Source organism: gamma proteobacterium symbiont of Lampromicra miyakona (assembly GCF_059730895.1).
The window spans coordinates 3,987,348-4,005,838 of record NZ_AP035932.1 but is presented as its reverse complement, the minus strand read 5'-3'; the positions used below and the strand labels follow the sequence as shown (position 1 = coordinate 4,005,838).

15 protein-coding genes, 1 tRNA gene and 2 other RNA genes are annotated in these 18,491 nt (G+C 58.1%); 17 read left to right on the top strand and 1 reads right to left on the bottom strand.

What is annotated here, in order from left to right:
• Nucleotides 1-8 precede the first annotated feature (8 nt).
• The 4 genes from AC6I8P_RS18790 to AC6I8P_RS18775 all read left to right on the top strand — a co-directional run bounded on the left by AC6I8P_RS18790 (nucleotide 9) and on the right by AC6I8P_RS18775 (nucleotide 5,593).
• Nucleotides 9-716, top strand: a complete 708-nt coding sequence (locus AC6I8P_RS18790; RefSeq protein ID WP_278428334.1) for an urea amidolyase associated protein UAAP1 — start codon at nucleotides 9-11, stop codon at nucleotides 714-716.
• Nucleotides 716-1,351: an urea amidolyase associated protein UAAP2 gene (locus tag AC6I8P_RS18785; RefSeq protein ID WP_132466083.1), complete on the top strand. Its 636-nt coding sequence runs from the start codon at nucleotides 716-718 to the stop codon at nucleotides 1,349-1,351. Before AC6I8P_RS18790 ends, AC6I8P_RS18785 begins: the two co-directional genes overlap by 1 nt.
• Before the next feature lie 80 nt (nucleotides 1,352-1,431).
• Nucleotides 1,432-5,031, top strand: a complete 3,600-nt coding sequence (gene uca / locus AC6I8P_RS18780; protein ID WP_498030872.1) for an urea carboxylase — start codon at nucleotides 1,432-1,434, stop codon at nucleotides 5,029-5,031.
• Between the two features lie 265 nt (nucleotides 5,032-5,296).
• Nucleotides 5,297-5,593 carry an HTH-type transcriptional regulator gene (locus AC6I8P_RS18775; protein WP_058781651.1) on the top strand — a complete coding sequence of 99 codons (297 nt, stop codon included), beginning with the start codon at nucleotides 5,297-5,299 and terminating at the stop codon, nucleotides 5,591-5,593.
• Nucleotides 5,594-5,639: 46 nt separating this feature from the next.
• Here the strand turns inward: AC6I8P_RS18775 and AC6I8P_RS18770 are convergent, their stop codons facing one another.
• Nucleotides 5,640-6,233, bottom strand: a complete 594-nt coding sequence (locus AC6I8P_RS18770) for an HD domain-containing protein (RefSeq protein WP_021507025.1) — start codon at nucleotides 6,231-6,233, stop codon at nucleotides 5,640-5,642.
• 60 nt (nucleotides 6,234-6,293) lie between these two features.
• Between AC6I8P_RS18770 and AC6I8P_RS18765 the strand changes: the two genes are divergently transcribed.
• From AC6I8P_RS18765 to bcsQ, 13 genes are all read left to right on the top strand, one after another.
• The gene (locus AC6I8P_RS18765) at nucleotides 6,294-6,758 is read left to right on the top strand and encodes a MarR family winged helix-turn-helix transcriptional regulator (RefSeq protein ID WP_010616544.1); all 465 of its coding nucleotides are present in this window, start codon (nucleotides 6,294-6,296) and stop codon (nucleotides 6,756-6,758) included.
• A gap of 96 nt (nucleotides 6,759-6,854) precedes the next feature.
• Nucleotides 6,855-7,283 carry an organic hydroperoxide resistance protein gene (locus AC6I8P_RS18760; RefSeq protein WP_021507024.1) on the top strand — a complete coding sequence of 143 codons (429 nt, stop codon included), beginning with the start codon at nucleotides 6,855-6,857 and terminating at the stop codon, nucleotides 7,281-7,283.
• Between the two features lie 269 nt (nucleotides 7,284-7,552).
• Nucleotides 7,553-9,247, top strand: a complete 1,695-nt coding sequence (eptB, locus tag AC6I8P_RS18755) for a kdo(2)-lipid A phosphoethanolamine 7''-transferase (protein WP_264441801.1) — start codon at nucleotides 7,553-7,555, stop codon at nucleotides 9,245-9,247.
• A gap of 124 nt (nucleotides 9,248-9,371) precedes the next feature.
• Nucleotides 9,372-9,448: transfer RNA gene (locus AC6I8P_RS18750), tRNA-Pro, on the top strand.
• Nucleotides 9,449-9,483: 35 nt separating this feature from the next.
• Nucleotides 9,484-9,613, top strand: a non-coding RNA gene (locus tag AC6I8P_RS18745) — RtT sRNA.
• Between the two features lie 35 nt (nucleotides 9,614-9,648).
• Nucleotides 9,649-9,778, top strand: a non-coding RNA gene (locus tag AC6I8P_RS18740) — RtT sRNA.
• Between the two features lie 993 nt (nucleotides 9,779-10,771).
• A complete protein-coding gene (gene dppA / locus AC6I8P_RS18735) occupies nucleotides 10,772-12,382 on the top strand; it encodes a dipeptide ABC transporter periplasmic-binding protein DppA (protein WP_058758078.1) in 1,611 nt (536 codons plus the stop codon).
• Nucleotides 12,383-12,627: 245 nt separating this feature from the next.
• Nucleotides 12,628-13,647, top strand: coding sequence for a dipeptide ABC transporter permease DppB (dppB, locus tag AC6I8P_RS18730; RefSeq protein WP_021507021.1), 1,020 nt, complete (start codon nucleotides 12,628-12,630; stop codon nucleotides 13,645-13,647).
• Between the two features lie 9 nt (nucleotides 13,648-13,656).
• Nucleotides 13,657-14,559: a dipeptide ABC transporter permease DppC gene (dppC, locus tag AC6I8P_RS18725; protein WP_498030871.1), complete on the top strand. Its 903-nt coding sequence runs from the start codon at nucleotides 13,657-13,659 to the stop codon at nucleotides 14,557-14,559.
• A gap of 12 nt (nucleotides 14,560-14,571) precedes the next feature.
• Nucleotides 14,572-15,558, top strand: a complete 987-nt coding sequence (dppD, locus tag AC6I8P_RS18720; RefSeq protein WP_021507019.1) for a dipeptide ABC transporter ATP-binding protein — start codon at nucleotides 14,572-14,574, stop codon at nucleotides 15,556-15,558.
• The gene (gene dppF, locus AC6I8P_RS18715; RefSeq protein ID WP_021507018.1) at nucleotides 15,548-16,558 is read left to right on the top strand and encodes a dipeptide ABC transporter ATP-binding subunit DppF; all 1,011 of its coding nucleotides are present in this window, start codon (nucleotides 15,548-15,550) and stop codon (nucleotides 16,556-16,558) included. Before dppD ends, dppF begins: the two co-directional genes overlap by 11 nt.
• A 474-nt stretch (nucleotides 16,559-17,032) precedes the next feature.
• Complete coding sequence (gene bcsO / locus AC6I8P_RS18710) at nucleotides 17,033-17,665, top strand: cellulose biosynthesis protein BcsO (protein ID WP_498030870.1); 633 nt, start codon at nucleotides 17,033-17,035, stop codon at nucleotides 17,663-17,665.
• Entirely contained in the window at nucleotides 17,656-18,456 is an 801-nt protein-coding gene (gene bcsQ, locus AC6I8P_RS18705; RefSeq protein ID WP_031279622.1) for a cellulose biosynthesis protein BcsQ, read from the top strand. Before bcsO ends, bcsQ begins: the two co-directional genes overlap by 10 nt.
• Nucleotides 18,457-18,491 lie beyond the last annotated feature (35 nt).

The following is an 18,491-nucleotide window of genomic DNA, read 5'->3' as shown; positions in this document are numbered from 1 at the left end:
AGAGCACGATGCAGCCATACCAAACCCTGCTGCCCGCCGGGGCGCACTGGTCTTTTGTCATGCGCAGCGGTAGCGCGCTGACGCTGACCGATGTGGAGGGCGGCGCCAGCGCCAGCCTGCTGTTTTATAACCCGGAAAACCTGCTGGAGCGCTACAACGCGCCGGATACGCTCAAATGCCAGCACACTTTCCGGCTCACCGCCGGCCACTGTCTCTACTCGGACATGGGGCGCATTTTCTGCGGCATTGAACACGACAGTTTCGGCTGGCACGAGAGCGTGTGCGGCACGCTGAACGCGGCACAAACGGCCGCGCGCTATGGGGTCAGCGATTATCAGCAGGCGCGCAACCTGCGCCATCAAAACGGCTACGACAGTTTCCTCGTCGAGCTGGCGAAATATGGCCTTGGCCAGCGCGACATGGCGGCCTGCCTCAACCTGTTTGCCCAGGTACGCGCCGATGACAGCGGACGCTTAACGCTGGAGCGGCAGGGCGAAGCCGGCGCGCAGGTTCGGCTGCGTTTCGCCATGGACACGCTGGTGCTGCTGCACACCTGTCCGCACCCGCTCAGCCCGGCGAGCGATTATCCGCGCCAGCCGCTGCAGCTGATGCTGGATGCGCAGCGCGCGCCGCTGCCGGAAATCTGTCTGCAGCGCGCGGAAAACCAGCGCGGCCTGCGCAATAACGCCCTCTATCAACTGCAGGAAGAAGTGTGATGATCAAAGCGAGTGAACGAAACCCGGCGCAGGCGCGTCTGCAGCAGCAGATCGACGCCGGTGATTACTGGCTGCAGCGCATTGCCGCCGGAGAAACGCTGCGCATTACCGATCTGGAAGGCAATCAGGCGGCGGATACGCTGTTTTTCAACGCCGACGATACCGCCGAGCGCTACAGCATGAGCGAGACGCTGCGCGGCCAGCACAACGTGTTTCTCACGGCCGGCAGCGTGCTGCGTTCTAATCTTGATCGGCCGATGCTGACCATCACCGCCGATACCTGTGGCCGTCACGATACGCTCGGCGGCGCCTGCTCGTGCGAGAGTAATACGGTGCGTTATGACCTCGAAAAGCGCCACATGCACTCCTGTCGTGACAGCTGGATGCTGGCGGTCGCCGCGCATCCGGAGTCTGGCCTGACGCGCCGCGATATCACGCACAACATTAACTTCTTTATGAATGTGCCGGTGACCCACGACGGCGGCCTGACATTTGCCGATGGCATCTCCGCGCCGGGTAAGTATGTTGAGATGGTGGCGCAGATGAACATTCTGGTGCTGATCTCCAACTGTCCGCAGCTCAACAATCCCTGTAACGGTTACAACCCGACGCCGATTGCCGTCAGCGTGTGGTGATTCTCTGACGCAACGGGACGACCCGTTTTACGCCGTCACAGCTGGTGCAGGACGACCTGCCGCAATAAGAGTATTCAGTCATGATTGATCGCGTATTGATTGCCAACCGTGGCGCGATTGCCGTGCGCATCATCCGTACCCTGCAGGCCATGAATATCCGGGCGATTGCCGTCTATGCCGAAGCCGATCGCCACGCGCGCCACGTGCGGTTGGCCGACGAAGCCTGGTCGCTGGGCGAGGGCCAGGTGCGCGACACCTATCTCAACCAGGACAAACTGCTGGCGATTGCCGCGCAGAGCGGCGCGCAGGCGCTGCATCCGGGCTATGGCTTTCTCAGTGAAAAACCGGAGTTCGTCACGCGCTGCGAAGCGGCGGGCCTGCATTTTCTCGGGCCGGATGCGGCGCAGATGCGGGCGTTTGGCCTGAAACATCGCGCGCGTGAGCTGGCGCAGCAGAACGCGGTGCCACTGCTGCCGGGCAGCGGCCTGCTGACCTCCCTGCAGCAGGCACAGGCCGCCGCGCAACAGATTGGCTATCCGGTGATGCTGAAAAGCACCGCCGGCGGTGGCGGTATCGGGATGCAGCGCTGCAACAGCGCGGACGAGCTGGAGGAAGCCTTTATCCGCGTGAAGCGTCTGGCAGGTAACAACTTCGCCGACGATGGCGTGTTTTTAGAGAAATTTATCGCCCGGGCGCGCCATATCGAAGTACAGATTTTTGGCGATGGCCACGGCAACGTGATTGCGCTGGGCGAACGCGACTGCTCGGCGCAGCGCCGTAATCAGAAGGTGCTGGAGGAGACGCCCGCGCCGCGGCTCAGCGATGCGGTGCGCGCGCAGTTGCAGGCCACCGCCGTACGGCTGGCGCGCGCGGTTAACTATCGCAGCGCTGGCACGGTGGAGTATGTCTATGATGAGGTCAGCCAGCAATTCTGGTTCCTGGAGGTGAATACCCGCCTGCAGGTCGAGCATGGCGTCACTGAACTGGTGTACGGCGTAGACTTGGTGCGCTGGATGGTCGAACTGGCGCAGCAGCGTTTGCCGCCGCTGGCGACGCTGCAACCGGTGGCGCAGGGCCATGCCATTCAGGTGCGGCTGTACGCTGAGGATCCGGCGAAGCAGTTTCAGCCGAGCGCCGGACTGCTCAGCCACGTGCAGTTCCCGACGGCGCTCGATCACGCTACGCTGCGCATCGATAGTAGCGTTGAGAGCGGCATGGAGGTTTCACCGTTTTACGATCCGATGCTGGCGAAGATCCTCGTGCATGCGGCCGATCGCCAGCGCGCGCTTGATGGCATGATCGCGGCGCTGGCGCAGAGTGAGCTGTATGGCATCGAGACCAACCTGCGCTGGCTGCGTCAGCTCTGTACGCTGCCGGACGTGCAGCAGGGACGCATCATTACCGCCACGCTCGGCAGCGTGGCGTGGCAGCCGCCGACGCTGGATATCCTCAGCGGCGGCACTCTCACCACGGTGCAGGATGCGCCGGGCCGCGTCGGCTACTGGCACGTCGGCGTACCGCCTTCCGGGCCGTTCGACAGCCGCGCCTTTCAGCTGGGCAATCGCCTGCTGGGTAACGAGGCCCAGGCGGCCGGGCTGGAAATCACGTTGCGCGGCCCGACGCTGCGCTTTAATCAGGCATGCAGCTTTGTGCTGAGCGGCGCGCCGCTGGCGGCCACCCTCGACAGCCAGCCGCTGGCGATGCATCAGGTGCTGCATGCGCAGGCCGGGCAAACCCTGACGCTGGGCGACGTGCGCGACGGCTGCCGCAGCTATCTGCTGCTGGCGGGCGGGCTGGATACGCCGCGCTATCTGGGCAGCCGCAGTACCTTTACGCTGGGTAAGTTTGGCGGTCACGCCGGGCGGGTGCTGCGCGCCGGCGACGTGCTGCAGCTGGCCGCGCCGCGTCAGGCTGCGGCGGCGCGCCTGCCTGAGACGCTGCTGCCGCCGCTTAACGGTGAATGGCAGCTGCGCGTTATTTATGGTCCGCACGGCGCGCCCGCCTTTTTTACCGATGACGATATAAGCGAATTTTTCGCTGCCGAGTGGCAGGTGCACTACAACTCCAGCCGCACCGGGATTCGGCTGATCGGCCCGAAACCTGACTGGGCGCGCAGCGACGGCGGCGAGGCGGGCATGCATCCGTCCAATATTCACGACAACGCCTATGCCTTTGGTACGGTGGATTTTACCGGCGATATGCCGGTGATCCTCGGGCCGGACGGCCCTTCGCTGGGCGGCTTTGTCTGTCCGGCGACGGTGATCGACGCCGATCTGTGGAAGCTGGGTCAGCTCAAAGCGGGCGATCGACTGCGCTTTGTGCCGATCGCCCTTGCTGATGCCGATCGTCTGGCACAGGCGCAGCGCAGCGAGATCGCGCATCTGCAAGCGGAAGCAGTGCGCGTGGCGCCAGCACTGCCGCTGATCGATCCGATCTTGCACCAGCATGCAGCAACCGCAGGGCGGCCTGCACTGTGCGTGCGCGCCGCGGGAGACCGTTTTCTGCTGGTGGAGTATGGCGCGCTGACGCTGGACATTGCGCTGCGTTTCCGCGTTCACGCTCTCATGCAGTGGCTGGAGGCGCATCCGCTGGCGGGTCAGCTGGAGCTGACGCCCGGCATCCGCTCGTTACAGGTACATTATGATGCGCAGCAGTGCGCAAGAAGTGAGCTGTTGGCGCAAATTTTGCACGCTGATAATCTGCTGGGCGACCTCGCCGACGCGGCTGTGCCGTCGCGCACCGTGTGGCTGCCGCTCAGCTGGGATGATGCCGCCTGCCGTGAAGCCGTGACACGCTATAGCCAGTCGGTGCGTCCGAATGCGCCCTGGTGCCCGAGCAACATTGAGTTTATCCGGCGTATTAACGGGCTCGATAGCGTGGAGGCGGTGAAACAAATTGTGTTCAGCGCCTCGTATCTGGTGATGGGGCTGGGCGATGTCTATCTCGGCGCGCCGGTGGCGACGCCACTCGATCCGCGACACCGCCTGGTGACCACCAAATACAATCCGGCGCGCACCTGGACGGCGGAAAACTCGGTGGGCATCGGCGGCGCGTATCTGTGTGTTTATGGCATGGAAGGGCCGGGCGGCTACCAGTTCGTCGGACGTACGCTGCAGATGTGGAATCGCGATCGCCGCACCAGCGCCTTTACCCAGCCGTGGCTGCTGCGTTTCTTCGACCAAATCCGTTTTTATCCGGTCAGTGCCGACGAACTGCTGCAAATCCGCGAACGTTTCCCGTGGGGCGATTATCCGCTGCGCGTGGAAGCCGGTGAGTTCCGGCTCGCCGAGTATCAGGCGCTGCTGACTGCCCAGGCGACGGAGATCGACGCGTTCCAGCAGCAGCGTCAGCAGGCGTTTGACGCCGAGCTGGCACGCTGGCGCGCCGATGGCCAGTTCACCTTCGACAGCCAGCTGCAGGCGCAGAGCAGCGAGGAAGTGGTGGTGCCGGCGGGCTGTCACAGCGTCGAGAGCCAGGTGGCGGGTAGCGTGTGGCAATGGCTGGTGGAGGAAGGCAGTGACGTAACCGCGGGTGCCACGGTAGGCATTCTCGAATCCATGAAGATGGAAATCCCGATCGTGGCGCCAGTCAGTGGCAAAATCCACAGCCTGCAACGCCAGGCCGGGCAGCAAGTGCAGGCGGGTCAGTTACTTATGGTGATCGATCCGTTTGCAGTATAAGAAAGAAGAAAAAATAATCAGGAAACAGGCAGCAAAGCCGGGGATCTGACCCATACTTAGAGACCCGGTTCAATGTTGCATTGCCCTGACATCTTTTCGCAGTGTGCAACAGGCTGTGTCCCGTAACGGTTTCATTAAAACACTATTTTCGCCCTGATAAGGAAAAACTGTTTCGGGATACAGCCTGATAAGGCCGGTTTCAGCGCCTGGTGGCGCTTACCTCTCTACTTTCACGTGCTTCATAGTGAGTTTTAAGGAGTTCTCTATGGAAATAAAAGATCCAATGGTCGAATTACTCAGCAGTCTTGAGCAAATTGTTTTGACACGTGATGCAAAGACTCCCGTATCAGAAATTGCACTCAATACCGTTTCCGTTCCCGAACCGCAGCGTTTACGCGAGATGACCGGCATGCAGGTGGATGAATTCGCCCGCGTGATGGGGGTGAGCGTCTCGTCAGTAAAAAGCTGGGAAGCGCAACGTACGCGCCCATCCGCCACGGCTCGCAAACTGATGAAACTGCTGCAGGCCAATCCGTATCTGGGCCGACAGCTGCTGGAATAACGCCGACTATCGGTTCTCTGTGACCCGCCTGCACGGCGGGTTTTTTTCAGCTTAAGCCACCGTATTTCGCCGCCTGTTTGACAAACCAGCTCTCCGGCACGCTGTACGGCGGTTTTGCCAGCTGCGCGATGCCTTGTTCTATGATGTGATTCGCCTGCTGCCACAAACGCCGGTCGCCCTGCTGTAACAGCTGAATCTGAATCTGTTTCTCGACCAGATAAACCCGGGCAAAGTTGGGATCAAACTGCACGATGGCGCGCGTGTTATCGATGATATCGGCGAGCTTGATGGTTTGCGCCTCGGGCGAGGCTTCGGCGGTGTGGCGAAAGTGCGCCAGCTTACGGGCGGTACGATTTTTCGCCTGCGGCTGGGCGCTGTCGGTAAGCATGTCCACCAGGTGTGCAACGCGCGCACCAAAGTGTTCTTCAATATCCTGTAAAGTACTGGCGGTGTCCTCCACCGTGTCGTGCAGCCAGGCGGCAGCGATCATCGCTTCGTCATCGCTTACGCTGCGCACCAGCTCCGCGACGGCAGCCGGATGCACAATATAGGGTTCGTCGGTGTATTTGCGACGCTGGCCCGCATCGGCATGTGCCTGCGTGGCATAACGGCGCGCCTGCTCTTCCAGTGAATCACGCATCTTCACACTCCAGGAAAAAGTTGCTTGCAATTATCTAGCGCGCTATATATATTGAGTCGCATGAACAGTAATCAAGATGACAAAAAAGTGAAGCCTGCGCCACTCCAGCTTGATCAGCATCTGTGTTTCGCGCTCTATTCAGCGAACCTGGCGATGCATAAAGTCTATCGCCAGCTGCTGGCGGCGCTGGAGATCACCTATCCGCAATATCTGGTGATGCTGGTGCTGTGGCATCAGGATGATCTGACGGTATCGGAGATTGGTGAAAAGCTGTTTCTCGATTCGGCCACCCTGACGCCACTGCTGAAACGACTGGAGAGCGCTGGTCTGCTGCGCCGCCAGCGTTCGCGTCAGGATGAGCGCCAGGTGGTGGTTACGCTGACCGACCAGGGACGCGCGCTGCAGGAAAAAGCCGCCAGCATTCCGGAAGCGGTACAGTGCGCGACCGCCTGCGATACCGACACCATGGCGGCGCTGAAACAGCAGCTGGACGATCTGCGCGGCAATCTGAATCGCGCCACCTGAGCATCAGGGATGTCGCTGCGGCGGCATCCTGAGAGTGAAGTTTTCCCTTGTGTCTTATAAATAGCACGCGATTATATAGCGAATAGTGAGGTTATGATGTCTTTAGAAAAAGTGATTTACACCGCCAAAGCCAAAGCAACCGGTGGCCGCGATGGCCGCGCCACCTCGTCTGATAACGTGCTGGACGTGAAGCTGGGCGTGCCAAAAGAGATGGGCGGCGCGGGCGGCGAGGTGACGAACCCGGAGCAGCTGTTTGCTGCCGGCTACTCTGCCTGCTTCCTCGGCGCGATGAAATTTGTCGCCGGCCGCGACAAAATCGCCATGCCAAAAGACGCGTGGATTGAGGGCGAAGTAGGGATTGGCCCTATCCCCACCGGTTTTGGCATTGAAGCAAAACTGAATATCCATCTGCCAGAGATGGATGCGGCGGAAGCGCAGAAGCTGGTTGATGCGGCACACATTGTTTGTCCGTACTCAAACGCCACGCGCGGCAACATCGACGTGACGCTGAATATCATCAACTAAGTTGATGCCTGCATAAAAGGCTCCTGCGGGAGCCTTTTTTATCACGAACACCATCCCGCATCCCATCGAACTAAAGAATTTTCTGGTCTTACCATTGGTTAAATGTTCTACTGCTGCGCTCCGTGCATCATCGTAATTATTTGGGTTCAGATTCGTCCCGATCCTACTCGCCAGGTCACGCTTTTCTGCTACGCAAGCGAACCTTACGCTCTTTGCACAGTCACATTTACGGTTGAAGCATCGACACCAGGTCGGGAACAGAAATTTATATGAATTACATTAAAAGTTTAACGCAGCAAAAGTTGTCGCTTTTGCTGGCGCTCTATCTTGGCATCTTATTGAATTTGCCAATCTTTTATCGCCGTTTTGACGGCTTCTTAACGAAATCCACCGTCACCAACTGGTTATCCGCCGCGGCGGAAGTGACCGCGGCCGTACTGCTGACCTTCTTCCTGATGCGACTGCTGTCGCTGGGTGGCAAATGGTTTTATCGCGTGATCGCCAGCCTGCTGGTGGTGATTTCGGTGGCCGCCGCGTATTACATGGCGTTCTTTAACGTGGTGATCGGTTACGGCATCGTGGCGTCGGTCATGACAACCGATGTCGATCTTTCTAAAGAGGTTATCGGGCTGCACTTTGTATTGTGGATGTTGCTGGTGAGCGCACTGCCGCTGCTGCTGATCTGGCGCAATAACCTGAGCCTGACGCTGATTGAACAGCTGAAGACCCCCGGTCAGCGTCTGAAACCTACAGTGATCCTGCTGCTGAGCGTGGCACTGGTATGGCTACCGATTCGCTACTTCGACAAGCTGCAAAAAGCCAATGAAGAGCTCACCAATATCGACCTGCCAAGCTATGGCGGCGTAGTGGCGCACTCTTATCTGCCTTCGAACTGGATCGCGGCGCTGGGCCTGTTCGCCTGGACCAAGGTGGACGAGAAGCTGGACAGCCAGGAGTTGCTCGATCCGGCGAAGAAGTTTACCTATGTAGCGCCGCCTGGCATTGACGATACCTATGTGGTGTTTGTGATTGGCGAGACCACGCGCTGGGATCACATGGGCATGCTGGGCTACAACCGCGATACCACGCCGAAGCTGTCGAAAGAGAAGAATCTGGTGGCATTCCGCGGTGAATCCTGTGATACCGCCACCAAGCTGTCGCTGCGCTGCATGTTTGTGCGCGAGGGCGGCACCATGGATAACCCTGGCCGTACGCTGAAAGAGCAGAACATTTTTGCGGTGATGAAAGAGCTGGGCTTCACCTCCGAGCTGTTCGCCATGCAGAGCGAAGTGTGGTTCTACGACAACGCCGATGTGAATAACTTCTCGTTCCGCGAGCAGATTGGTTCTGAGAAGCGCAATCAGGGCAAAGCGGTGGACGATATGCTGCTGGTGCCGGAGCTGCAGGCTTCGCTGCAGCGCTTCCCGAAAGGTAAGCATCTGGTGGTGTTGCACACGAAAGGTTCGCACTATCTTTATTCACAGCGTTATCCGCGCGAGTTTGCCCGTTATCAGCCTGAGTGTATTGGCGTGGACGATAAGTGCAGTAAAGCCCAGCTGATTAACGCCTACGACAACTCGATTCTGTATGTTGATACCATGCTGGACAGCGTGCTGGATCAGCTGCGTGATAAGAAGGCGATTGTGTTCTATGCCGCGGACCACGGTGAGTCGATCAGCGAAAATATGCACCTGCACGGTACGCCGCGCGAAATGGCACCGCCCGAGCAGTTCCGCGTGCCGATGATTGTCTGGGCGTCTGATAAGTATTTGCAGGACCCGACTAACCGCAGCAACTTTGAGCGCTTACAGGCGCAGCAGCGCGTCGGCAAAACCCATCGTCACGTTGAGCTGTTCGACACCATTTTAGGGTGTCTGGGCTATACCTCGCCGGATGGCGGTATTAAAGCAGCGAATAACTGGTGCCAGGCACCTGCCACTGCCAGCAGTGCGAAAGCGCTGTAATTCGTGCCTGGATCTTATTGAGCAGGCAGGTGTTTAATGCACTGCTTGCTTTCCAGGCAATCAGGCGGATTTTCGGGAAAAGGGATTGACGCTCTAAAGTCACGGCAGTAATATTCGCCCCCATCGGCGAGTAGCGCAGCTTGGTAGCGCAACTGGTTTGGGACCAGTGGGTCGGAGGTTCGAATCCTCTCTCGCCGACCATATTCGAAAAGCCCGCTTTGCAAAAAGCGGGCTTTTTTCGTTCGCAGCAAAAGAGGATGAGAACCTCCGAAGGAGGTTTGAGCCGAGCGCAGCGAGACAACGTTGCGTCAGCAACGGCCCGCAGGGCGCTTCTCGCAGAGAAGCGTAATCCTCTCTCGCCGACCATATTCGAAAAGCCCGCTTTGCAAAAAGCGGGCTTTTTTCGTTCGCAGCAAAAGAGGATGAGAACCTCCGAAGGAGGTTTGAGCCGAGCGAAGCGAGACAACGTTGCGTCAGCAACGGCCCGCAGGGCGCTTCTCGCAGAGAAGCGTAATCCTCTCTCGCCGACCATCATTCAAGAAACCTGCTTTGCAAAAAGCAGGTTTTTTTTCGTCTGTCGTTTTTGCACTCTCAGGGTGAAATACGCGACCGCTCCGTAAAGACGCTGTCTCGTCCCTGATCGCTCGGCACACGCCATCCATGGCGTGTGACGCTTTACTCCACGGCCCCGCATTCCACCCTTTATCCGGCTTCGGCGATGGCTGAAGGTTTACTGACTGCCGTTTAGCGTGGCATGACTGATTGCAGCGGTACATATGCCAAAAGGGAAGGGAAGGCCATCAGGAGAGCAAAGCGTCCGCCGCATGGATGCGGCGGTCGAGGCTACAGGGATGTATTTACGCCGCCTTTGCGATCTGATGACCTTCCCTGAACCAGACTCACATTCTCGCAGCCATCAAGCAAAGTCATCAATTTACGCGTTCCATTAATCATCACCGGGATAAACCGTATTATCCTTCAACACCGCTCTTCATCCCTTGCTGCATCAAAGCACCTCTCTTAATTCGCGACACATTCTGCTTATGACCGGCTTTTGCTTTTTGCTGATTTCTTATGCCATTACGCCAGCATATTTCGCTGCCTGAACGTCATAACGCACGGGGAATCGTTCAGATATTCAACATTTACCGACAACTTTAAGACGTTTTTTAACGGTGATAATCACTGTCATCAGGCGCTATTGCCAGAGAATCACACGGCATTGCGCGCTTTATCACCTTTTTAAATTTTGGCTTAGCGTGAAAACACTGTTTTTTATCGTTGCTTGCACTTACTCACACTCTGTGTAAATAACCCCACGTTGTATTGACGTTCATTGCAACTGTTGACAAATTGATGCGTCAATAAGATGCAGAGACGGCCAGCGCTGGCAGGTTCCACGGCGTCAGCGCTACAACAATAACCGCTCGCATTTTGGTCATTACATAACTGACCTGCCCGAACCGCATAAAAAAATCAGAGGTCGGGCGACGCACACAACATCACATCACAATGGAGCAAAACATGATCAACTCCCTGGCCAAATCCAGGATGCTGAAGGTCGGTCTTAGCCTGATTGCTATGACCGTGGCCGCGGGCGTTCAGGCGAAAACCCTCGTTTACTGTTCAGAAGGTTCGCCGGAAGGCTTCAACCCGCAGCTGTTCACATCCGGCACCACTTACGATGCCAGCTCAGTACCGATCTACAACCGTCTGGTTGAGTTCAAAACCGGTACCACCGAGCTGCAGCCGGGCCTGGCAGAAAAATGGGACGTCAGCGAAGATGGTAAAACCTATACCTTCCATCTGCGTCAGGGCGTGAAGTGGCAAACCACCAAAGACTTCAAGCCGACCCGCACCTTCAACGCTGATGACGTCGTGTTCTCCTTCGAGCGCCAGCTCGATAAAAACAACAAGTACCACGGTGTCTCCGGCGGCAGCTACGAATACTTCGAAGGCATGGACATGCCGAAGCTGATCGCCAAAATCGAAAAAGTGGATGACTACACCGTACGCTTCACGCTGACCCGTCCGGAAGCGCCGTTCCTCGCCGACCTTGGCATGGACTTCGCGTCAATCCTGTCGAAAGAGTACGCCGACAACATGCTGAAAGCCGGCACGCCAGAAAAACTGGACCTCAACCCGGTGGGTACCGGTCCGTTCGTGCTGCAGCAGTACCAGAAAGACTCACGTATTCTGTACAAAGCCAACCCGGACTTCTGGGGCACCAAGCCAAAAATCGATCGTCTGGTATTCTCCATCACGCCAGATGCTTCGGTGCGTTACGCCAAACTGCAGAAAGGCGAGTGTCAGGTGATGCCGTATCCCAACCCGGCTGATATTGCCAGCATGAAGAAAGACACCAAAATCAACCTGATGGAACAGCCAGGGCTGAACGTCGGTTACCTGTCTTTCAACACCGAGAAAAAACCGCTGGATAACGTCAAAGTGCGTCAGGCTCTGACCATGGCGGTGAACAAGCAAGCGATCATTGATGCGGTCTATCAGGGCGCCGGTCAGGCAGCGAAAAACCTGATCCCACCAACCATGTGGGGCTACAACAATGACGTCAAAGACTACGCTTACGATCCGGCCAAAGCCAAAGAGCTGCTGAAAGAAGCGGGCATGCCGGATGGCTTCAGCATTGACCTGTGGGCGATGCCGGTACAGCGTCCGTACAACCCGAACGCCCGTCGTATGGCGGAAATGGTTCAGGCTGACTGGGCGAAAATCGGCGTGAAAGCCAAAATCGTTACTTTCGAGTGGGGCGAGTACCTGAAGCGTGCTAAAGCCGGTGAACACCAGACCGTGATGATGGGCTGGACCGGTGATAACGGGGATCCGGATAACTTCTTCGCCACCCTGTTCAGCTGCGCGGCAGCGAAAGACGGTTCCAACTACTCACGCTGGTGCTACAAGCCGTTTGAAGATCTGATTCAGCCAGCGCGTGCTGAAGCCGATCACAACAAACGTATTGAGCTCTACAAGCAGGCGCAGGTGGTAATGCACGACCAGGCGCCAGCACTGATCATCGCGCACTCAACCGTGTACGAGCCAGTGAGCAAGAAAGTGAGTGGCTATGTGGTTGATCCATTAGGTAAACATCACTTCGAAAACGTCGACATCCAGGAATAACCTTTCGGATTATCGCGGTCAGGGCCAGCATGGCTGGCCCTCGGGCGGCACCTTCGCCGCCCGTACTCCGCACTTTATTTCCGGCTAATTTCTTATAAACCCTCAATACCTTGCGCTGATGCAGCGTGAAGTATGACGGGGATTTTGAAGCGCTTCTTGCGTCGCGTCCGGCTATGCCGGCTGCGGATTGTGAGCAATGTAGTCCATGGCGTTAGCGCCACGGAAAATGACTGAGAATCCGGCTTATGCTGCAATTCATACTCCGACGTCTGGGCCTTGTCATCCCGACGTTCATCGGTATTACATTATTGACCTTTGCCTTCGTTCACCTGATCCCCGGCGACCCGGTGCTGATCATGGCCGGTGAACGCGGCATCTCCCCTGAACGTCATGCGCAGCTGATGGCCCAGTTTGGTCTCGATCAGCCGATGTGGAAACAGTACATCACTTACATCAATGGCGTGCTGCATGGCGATCTCGGCATCTCGCTGAAAAGCCGCATCCCGGTGTGGGATGAGTTCGTGCCGCGCTTTAAAGCCACGCTTGAGCTGGGCATCTGCGCCATGATCTTCGCCGTTGCCGTGGGTATTCCGGTCGGCGTGCTGGCGGCGGTGAAACGCGGCTCAATTTTCGATCACACCGCCGTGGGCATCTCGCTGACCGGCTACTCAATGCCGATCTTCTGGTGGGGCATCATGCTGATCATGCTGGTGTCGGTGCAGCTCAACCTGACGCCGGTCTCCGGCCGCGTCAGCGACACCATCTTCCTAGACGACAGCCATCCGCTCACCGGCTTTATGCTGATTGATACGCTGCTGTGGGGCGAAGAGGGCGACTTCAAAGATGCGGTGATGCACATGATCCTGCCGGCCATCGTGCTGGGCACCATTCCGCTGGCGGTGATTGTGCGTATGACGCGCTCCTCGATGCTGGAAGTGCTGGGTGAAGATTACATCCGCACCGCACGCGCCAAAGGCCTGACGCGCATGCGCGTGATCGTGGTGCATGCGCTGCGTAACGCCATGCTGCCGGTGGTCACGGTGATCGGTCTGCAGGTGGGCACGCTGCTGGCGGGCGCCATCCTCACCGAAACCATCTTCTCCTGGCCGGGACTCGGCCGCTGGCTGATCGAAGCACTGCAGCGCCGTGATTATCCGGTGGTGCAGGGCGGCGTGCTGCTGGTGGCAATCCTGATCATTCTGGTCAACCTGCTGGTTGATCTGTTGTACGGCGTGGTGAATCCGCGCATCCGTCATAAGAAATAAGGGGGAATCATGTCTGCTGTTGATCCCGCAAGCGCCACCGCTGCACCGAAGCCGATGACCCCGATTCAGGAATTCTGGCACTATTTTAAACGTAACAAAGGCGCGGTTATCGGCCTGGTTTACATCATTCTGATGCTGCTAATCGCCATCTTCGCCGATGTGCTGGCGCCGCATGCCCCGGCTGAACAGTTCCGCGATGCGCTGTTGCACCCGCCGGTGTGGCAGGAGGGCGGCAGCTGGAAATTTATTCTGGGCACCGATGACGTCGGCCGTGACATCCTGTCGCGCCTGATGTTTGGTGCGCGCCTGTCGCTGCTGGTGGGCTGCATGGTGGTCGTGCTGTCGCTGATTCTGGGGGTGATTTTCGGTCTGATGGCCGGTTATCTCGGCGGCGTGGTGGATGCAGTGATCATGCGCCTCGTCGATATCATGCTGGCGCTGCCAAGCCTGCTGCTGGCGCTGGTGCTGGTGGCCATCTTTGGCCCGTCGATTGTCAACGCCTCGCTGGCGATCACCTTCGTCGCGCTGCCGCACTACATTCGCCTGACGCGCGCAGCGGTGCTGGTGGAAGTCAATCGCGACTACGTAACCGCCTCAAGCGTGGCCGGTGCCGGTACGCTGCGCCAGATGTTCATCAATATTCTGCCTAACTGCCTGGCACCGCTGATCGTGCAGGCGTCGTTAGGTTTCTCCAACGCCATCCTGGATATGGCCGCGTTGGGCTTTCTCGGTATGGGGGCGCAGCCGCCGACGCCGGAGTGGGGCACCATGCTCTCCGACGTGTTGCAGTATGCGCAGAGTGCCTGGTGGGTCGTGACCTTCCCCGGAGTGGTCATCCTGCTGACGGTTCTGGCCTTTAACCTCATGGGCGATGGTTTGCGTGATGCACTCGACCCGAAACTCAAGCAGTAAAGAGGCACCGAGATGGCGTTATTAAATGTAGAAAAACTGTCGGTGCATTTCGGCGACGAAAAGGCACCGTTCCGTGCGGTTGACCGCATCAGCTACCAGGTAGAACAGGGCCAGGTCGTCGGGATTGTCGGCGAGTCCGGCTCCGGTAAATCGGTCAGCTCGCTGGCGATCATGGGGCTGATTGACTATCCCGGCCGCGTGAAAGCAGAGAAGCTGGAGTTCAATCAGCGCGACCTGCAGCGCATCTCCGAAAAAGAGCGCCGCCAGCTGGTGGGCGCAGAAGTGGCGATGATCTTCCAGGACCCGATGACCAGCCTCAACCCGTGTTACACCGTGGGCTACCAGATCATGGAAGCGCTGAAAGTGCATCAGGGCGGCAGCAAGCGCACGCGGCGTCAGCGTGCCATCGACCTGCTGGAGCAGGTGGGCATTCCCGATCCGGCATCGCGGCTCGATGTCTATCCGCATCAGCTGTCCGGCGGTATGAGCCAGCGCGTGATGATCGCCATGGCCATTGCCTGTAAGCCGAAGCTGCTGATTGCCGATGAGCCAACCACGGCGCTCGACGTGACCATTCAGGCGCAAATCATCGAACTGCTGCTGGAGTTACAGAAGCAGGAGAACATGGCGCTGATCCTGATCACGCACGATCTGGCGCTGGTGGCCGAAGCGGCGCAGCACATCATCGTGATGTACGCCGGTCAGGTGGTGGAGAGCGGCAAAGCGGTGGATATCTTTAAAGCGCCGCGTCACCCGTATACGCAGGCGCTGCTGCGTGCGCTGCCGGAGTTTGCCGCCGACAAAGCGCGGCTGGCGTCGCTGCCGGGCGTGGTGCCGGGCAAGTATGACCGCCCTAACGGCTGTCTGCTCAATCCGCGCTGCCCGTACGTGACCGACCGCTGCCGTACTGAAGAACCTGAGCTGCGCGATATTCCGGGCCGCCAGTCCAAATGTCACTTCCCACTGGATGATGCCGGGAGACCGACTTATGAGTCTTGATAACACCAAGCAGGATTACCTGCTGCAGGCGATTGACCTGAAAAAACACTATCCGGTGAAAAAGGGTCTGTTCGGCCAGGAGCGCCTGGTGAAGGCGCTGGACGGCGTCTCCTTTAACCTTGAGCGTGGCAAAACGCTGGCGGTGGTGGGCGAATCCGGCTGCGGTAAATCCACGCTCGGACGCCTGCTGACGATGATTGAAACGCCGACCGCCGGCGAGTTGTACTGGCACGGGCAGGATCTGCTGAAACACGATCCGCAGGCGCAAAAACTGCGCCGGCAGAAAATCCAGATTGTGTTCCAGAACCCGTATGGCTCGCTCAATCCGCGTAAGAAAATCAGCCAGATTCTGGAAGAGCCGCTGGTGATCAATACCGCGCTGAGCAAAGCGGAGCGGCGGGAAAAAACGCTGGAGATGATGGCCAAAGTGGGCCTGAAAACTGAGCACTACGATCGCTATCCGCACATGTTCTCCGGCGGTCAGCGCCAGCGTATCGCTATTGCGCGCGGCCTGATGCTCGATCCCGACGTGCTGATTGCCGATGAGCCGGTCTCGGCGCTCGACGTCTCAGTGCGCGCTCAGGTGCTCAACCTGATGATGGATTTACAGCAGGATCTCGGCCTGTCCTATGTGTTCATCTCGCATGACCTGTCGGTGGTGGAGCACATCGCCGACGAAGTCATGGTGATGTACCTCGGCCGCTGTGTGGAAAAGGGCAGCAAAGAGGCGATCTTCAGCAATCCGCGCCATCCGTATACTCAGGCGCTGCTGTCGGCCACGCCACGCCTCAATCCGGACGAACGCCGCGAGCGCATCAAACTGACCGGTGAGCTGCCGAGCCCGCTGAATCCGCCGCCGGGCTGCGCGTTCAACGCACGCTGCCGCCGTCGTTTCGGTACCTGCGTGCAGCTGCAGCCGAAACTGAAGCAGTATGGTGAGCAGCAAATCGCCTGCTTCGCCGTCGACCAGGATGAGAATCAGCCGGTGGCGACGCCGTAATTACGGCCAGCCAGTGCGAAAGGCTCCTGCGGGAGCCTTTGTTATTGGTGGCCTGATACATGAGTAAAATTAACCTGACGTGTCTTAATCGCCTGCGATGGCAGAAATGTATTACGCGACTGAATCTTTAAATCGCTGGTCCTGAACCACAGCGAAAAGGTTAAGGCAAATTCTGAATCCGTGCCGCATTGTGTGAGCGCCGTCACGGCCAGAGATAACTGCACATTTCAATGGTAAGTTGTTTATTATCAGTGCATTATCCTAATTATCTTCCGGCTGCTATTTCCGTTAATCGATTTTTATTAATCCTGCTCAATTAATCAGTGCATGCTTTTTGCATCTGTATATTTTCAATCTTTCAGATAAAACTCTTTTGTCGAATCTGCGGTTTTAATAATCAGAATTCTCTCACCGTGTCTTAACGTGTGTGTTATATTCGCGGAAATTACCCCTCCGCTTTAACAGGCTCTGATCATGAAGAACTACGACGATCTGCAGCGTTTCCAGGAAAAAACGCAAACGCTGGACATTGCTTTTAAGGATATGTCCGGGCAATCGCTGGAAGCCGATCACAGCCAGTGGGCGATCATCCGTCAGCTGGCGACGGATGATGAGCCGGAGCTGGGTAGCGGCCAGCGCGTCGATCTGCCGCAGCCGCAGCCGATTCGCGGCGATGAGTTTTTCGCGCCGCCGCAGGCTCTCAATCCGGCGCCCGTCGCCCGCAGTGAAAAGGCATCGCTGCTGCAGAGCCTCGCCGCCAGCGCGCCGGCACCCGACACAGAAACACCGCGCAGCGCGTTATTCCCGCCAGCAAGCAGCGCGCCCACTGCCGCGTCCGTGTCGTCGCTGGCACCGGCAGCCACGCACGTAGCGCGTCAGGCGGCCACTTCACTGTTCCCACCGCCTCCGGTCAGCGCGCCGGTCGCTGAACAGGCGGTCGCCCCTGCTGCCGCAGCACCGGCCACTGCGCCCGCCGTGGCGCAGCCGGAGCCTGCTACGCCCTCGCGCTTTGGCGCACTGTTCCGCTCGCGTGCGGCGGAACCGGTTCATTTATCTAAAGAAACACTGCTCAAACCGTTACTGGAGAAGATCGCGCTATGCCATTAGTTTGTGTGTGCTCGCCAAAAGGGGGAGTAGGAAAAACCACCATGGCGGCCAACCTGGCCTGGAGTCTGGCGCGTGCCGGCAGCAAAGTGCTGGCGATCGATTTTGACGTACAAAATGCGCTGCGCCTGCATTTTGGCGTACCGCTGCACGACAGCCGCGGCTTTGTGGCGCGCTCGGAAGAGCAGGCTGACTGGAGTCAGTCGATCCTCACCACCGGCAGCAACATCTTTGTCATGCCTTACGGTGAGGTGACTGAAGCGCAGCGTGAGCGCTTCGAACACAACCTGGCGCACGATGCCCATTTCTTAAAACGCGGCCTGGATACCGTCCTGAATTATCCGGGTCTGGTGATTATTGCGGATTTTCCGCCGGGACCCGGTCCGGCGCTGAAAGCCATGCAGGCGCTGGCCGATATGCATTTAGTGGTGATGCTGGCGGATACCGCCTCGGTGGCGCTGCTGCCGCAAATTGAAAACCATCGCATGATTGGCCAGCCATTAAATAATCAGCACGGTCATTATTTCGTGCTCAACCAAAGTGATAATCGCCGGAATATCAGCCGTGAAGTGACCGCATTTATGCAGCAGCGGCTGGGCGATAATTTACTCGGCGTGGTGCACCGCGATGAAAGCGTGGCAGAGGCCAATGCCTCGCAGCAGTCAATCTATGATTTCAGCCCGGCCTCAGCAGCGGCGTTTGATATTGAACTGGTGGCAAAACGGGTGGCGAATATCCTGAATATCAACGTAGGCAACGGCGAAGTTCAGGCACCGATCCGCAGTCATTATTAACAAGCCCGGCCGCCAGCGGCCTGGTTCAAATAATA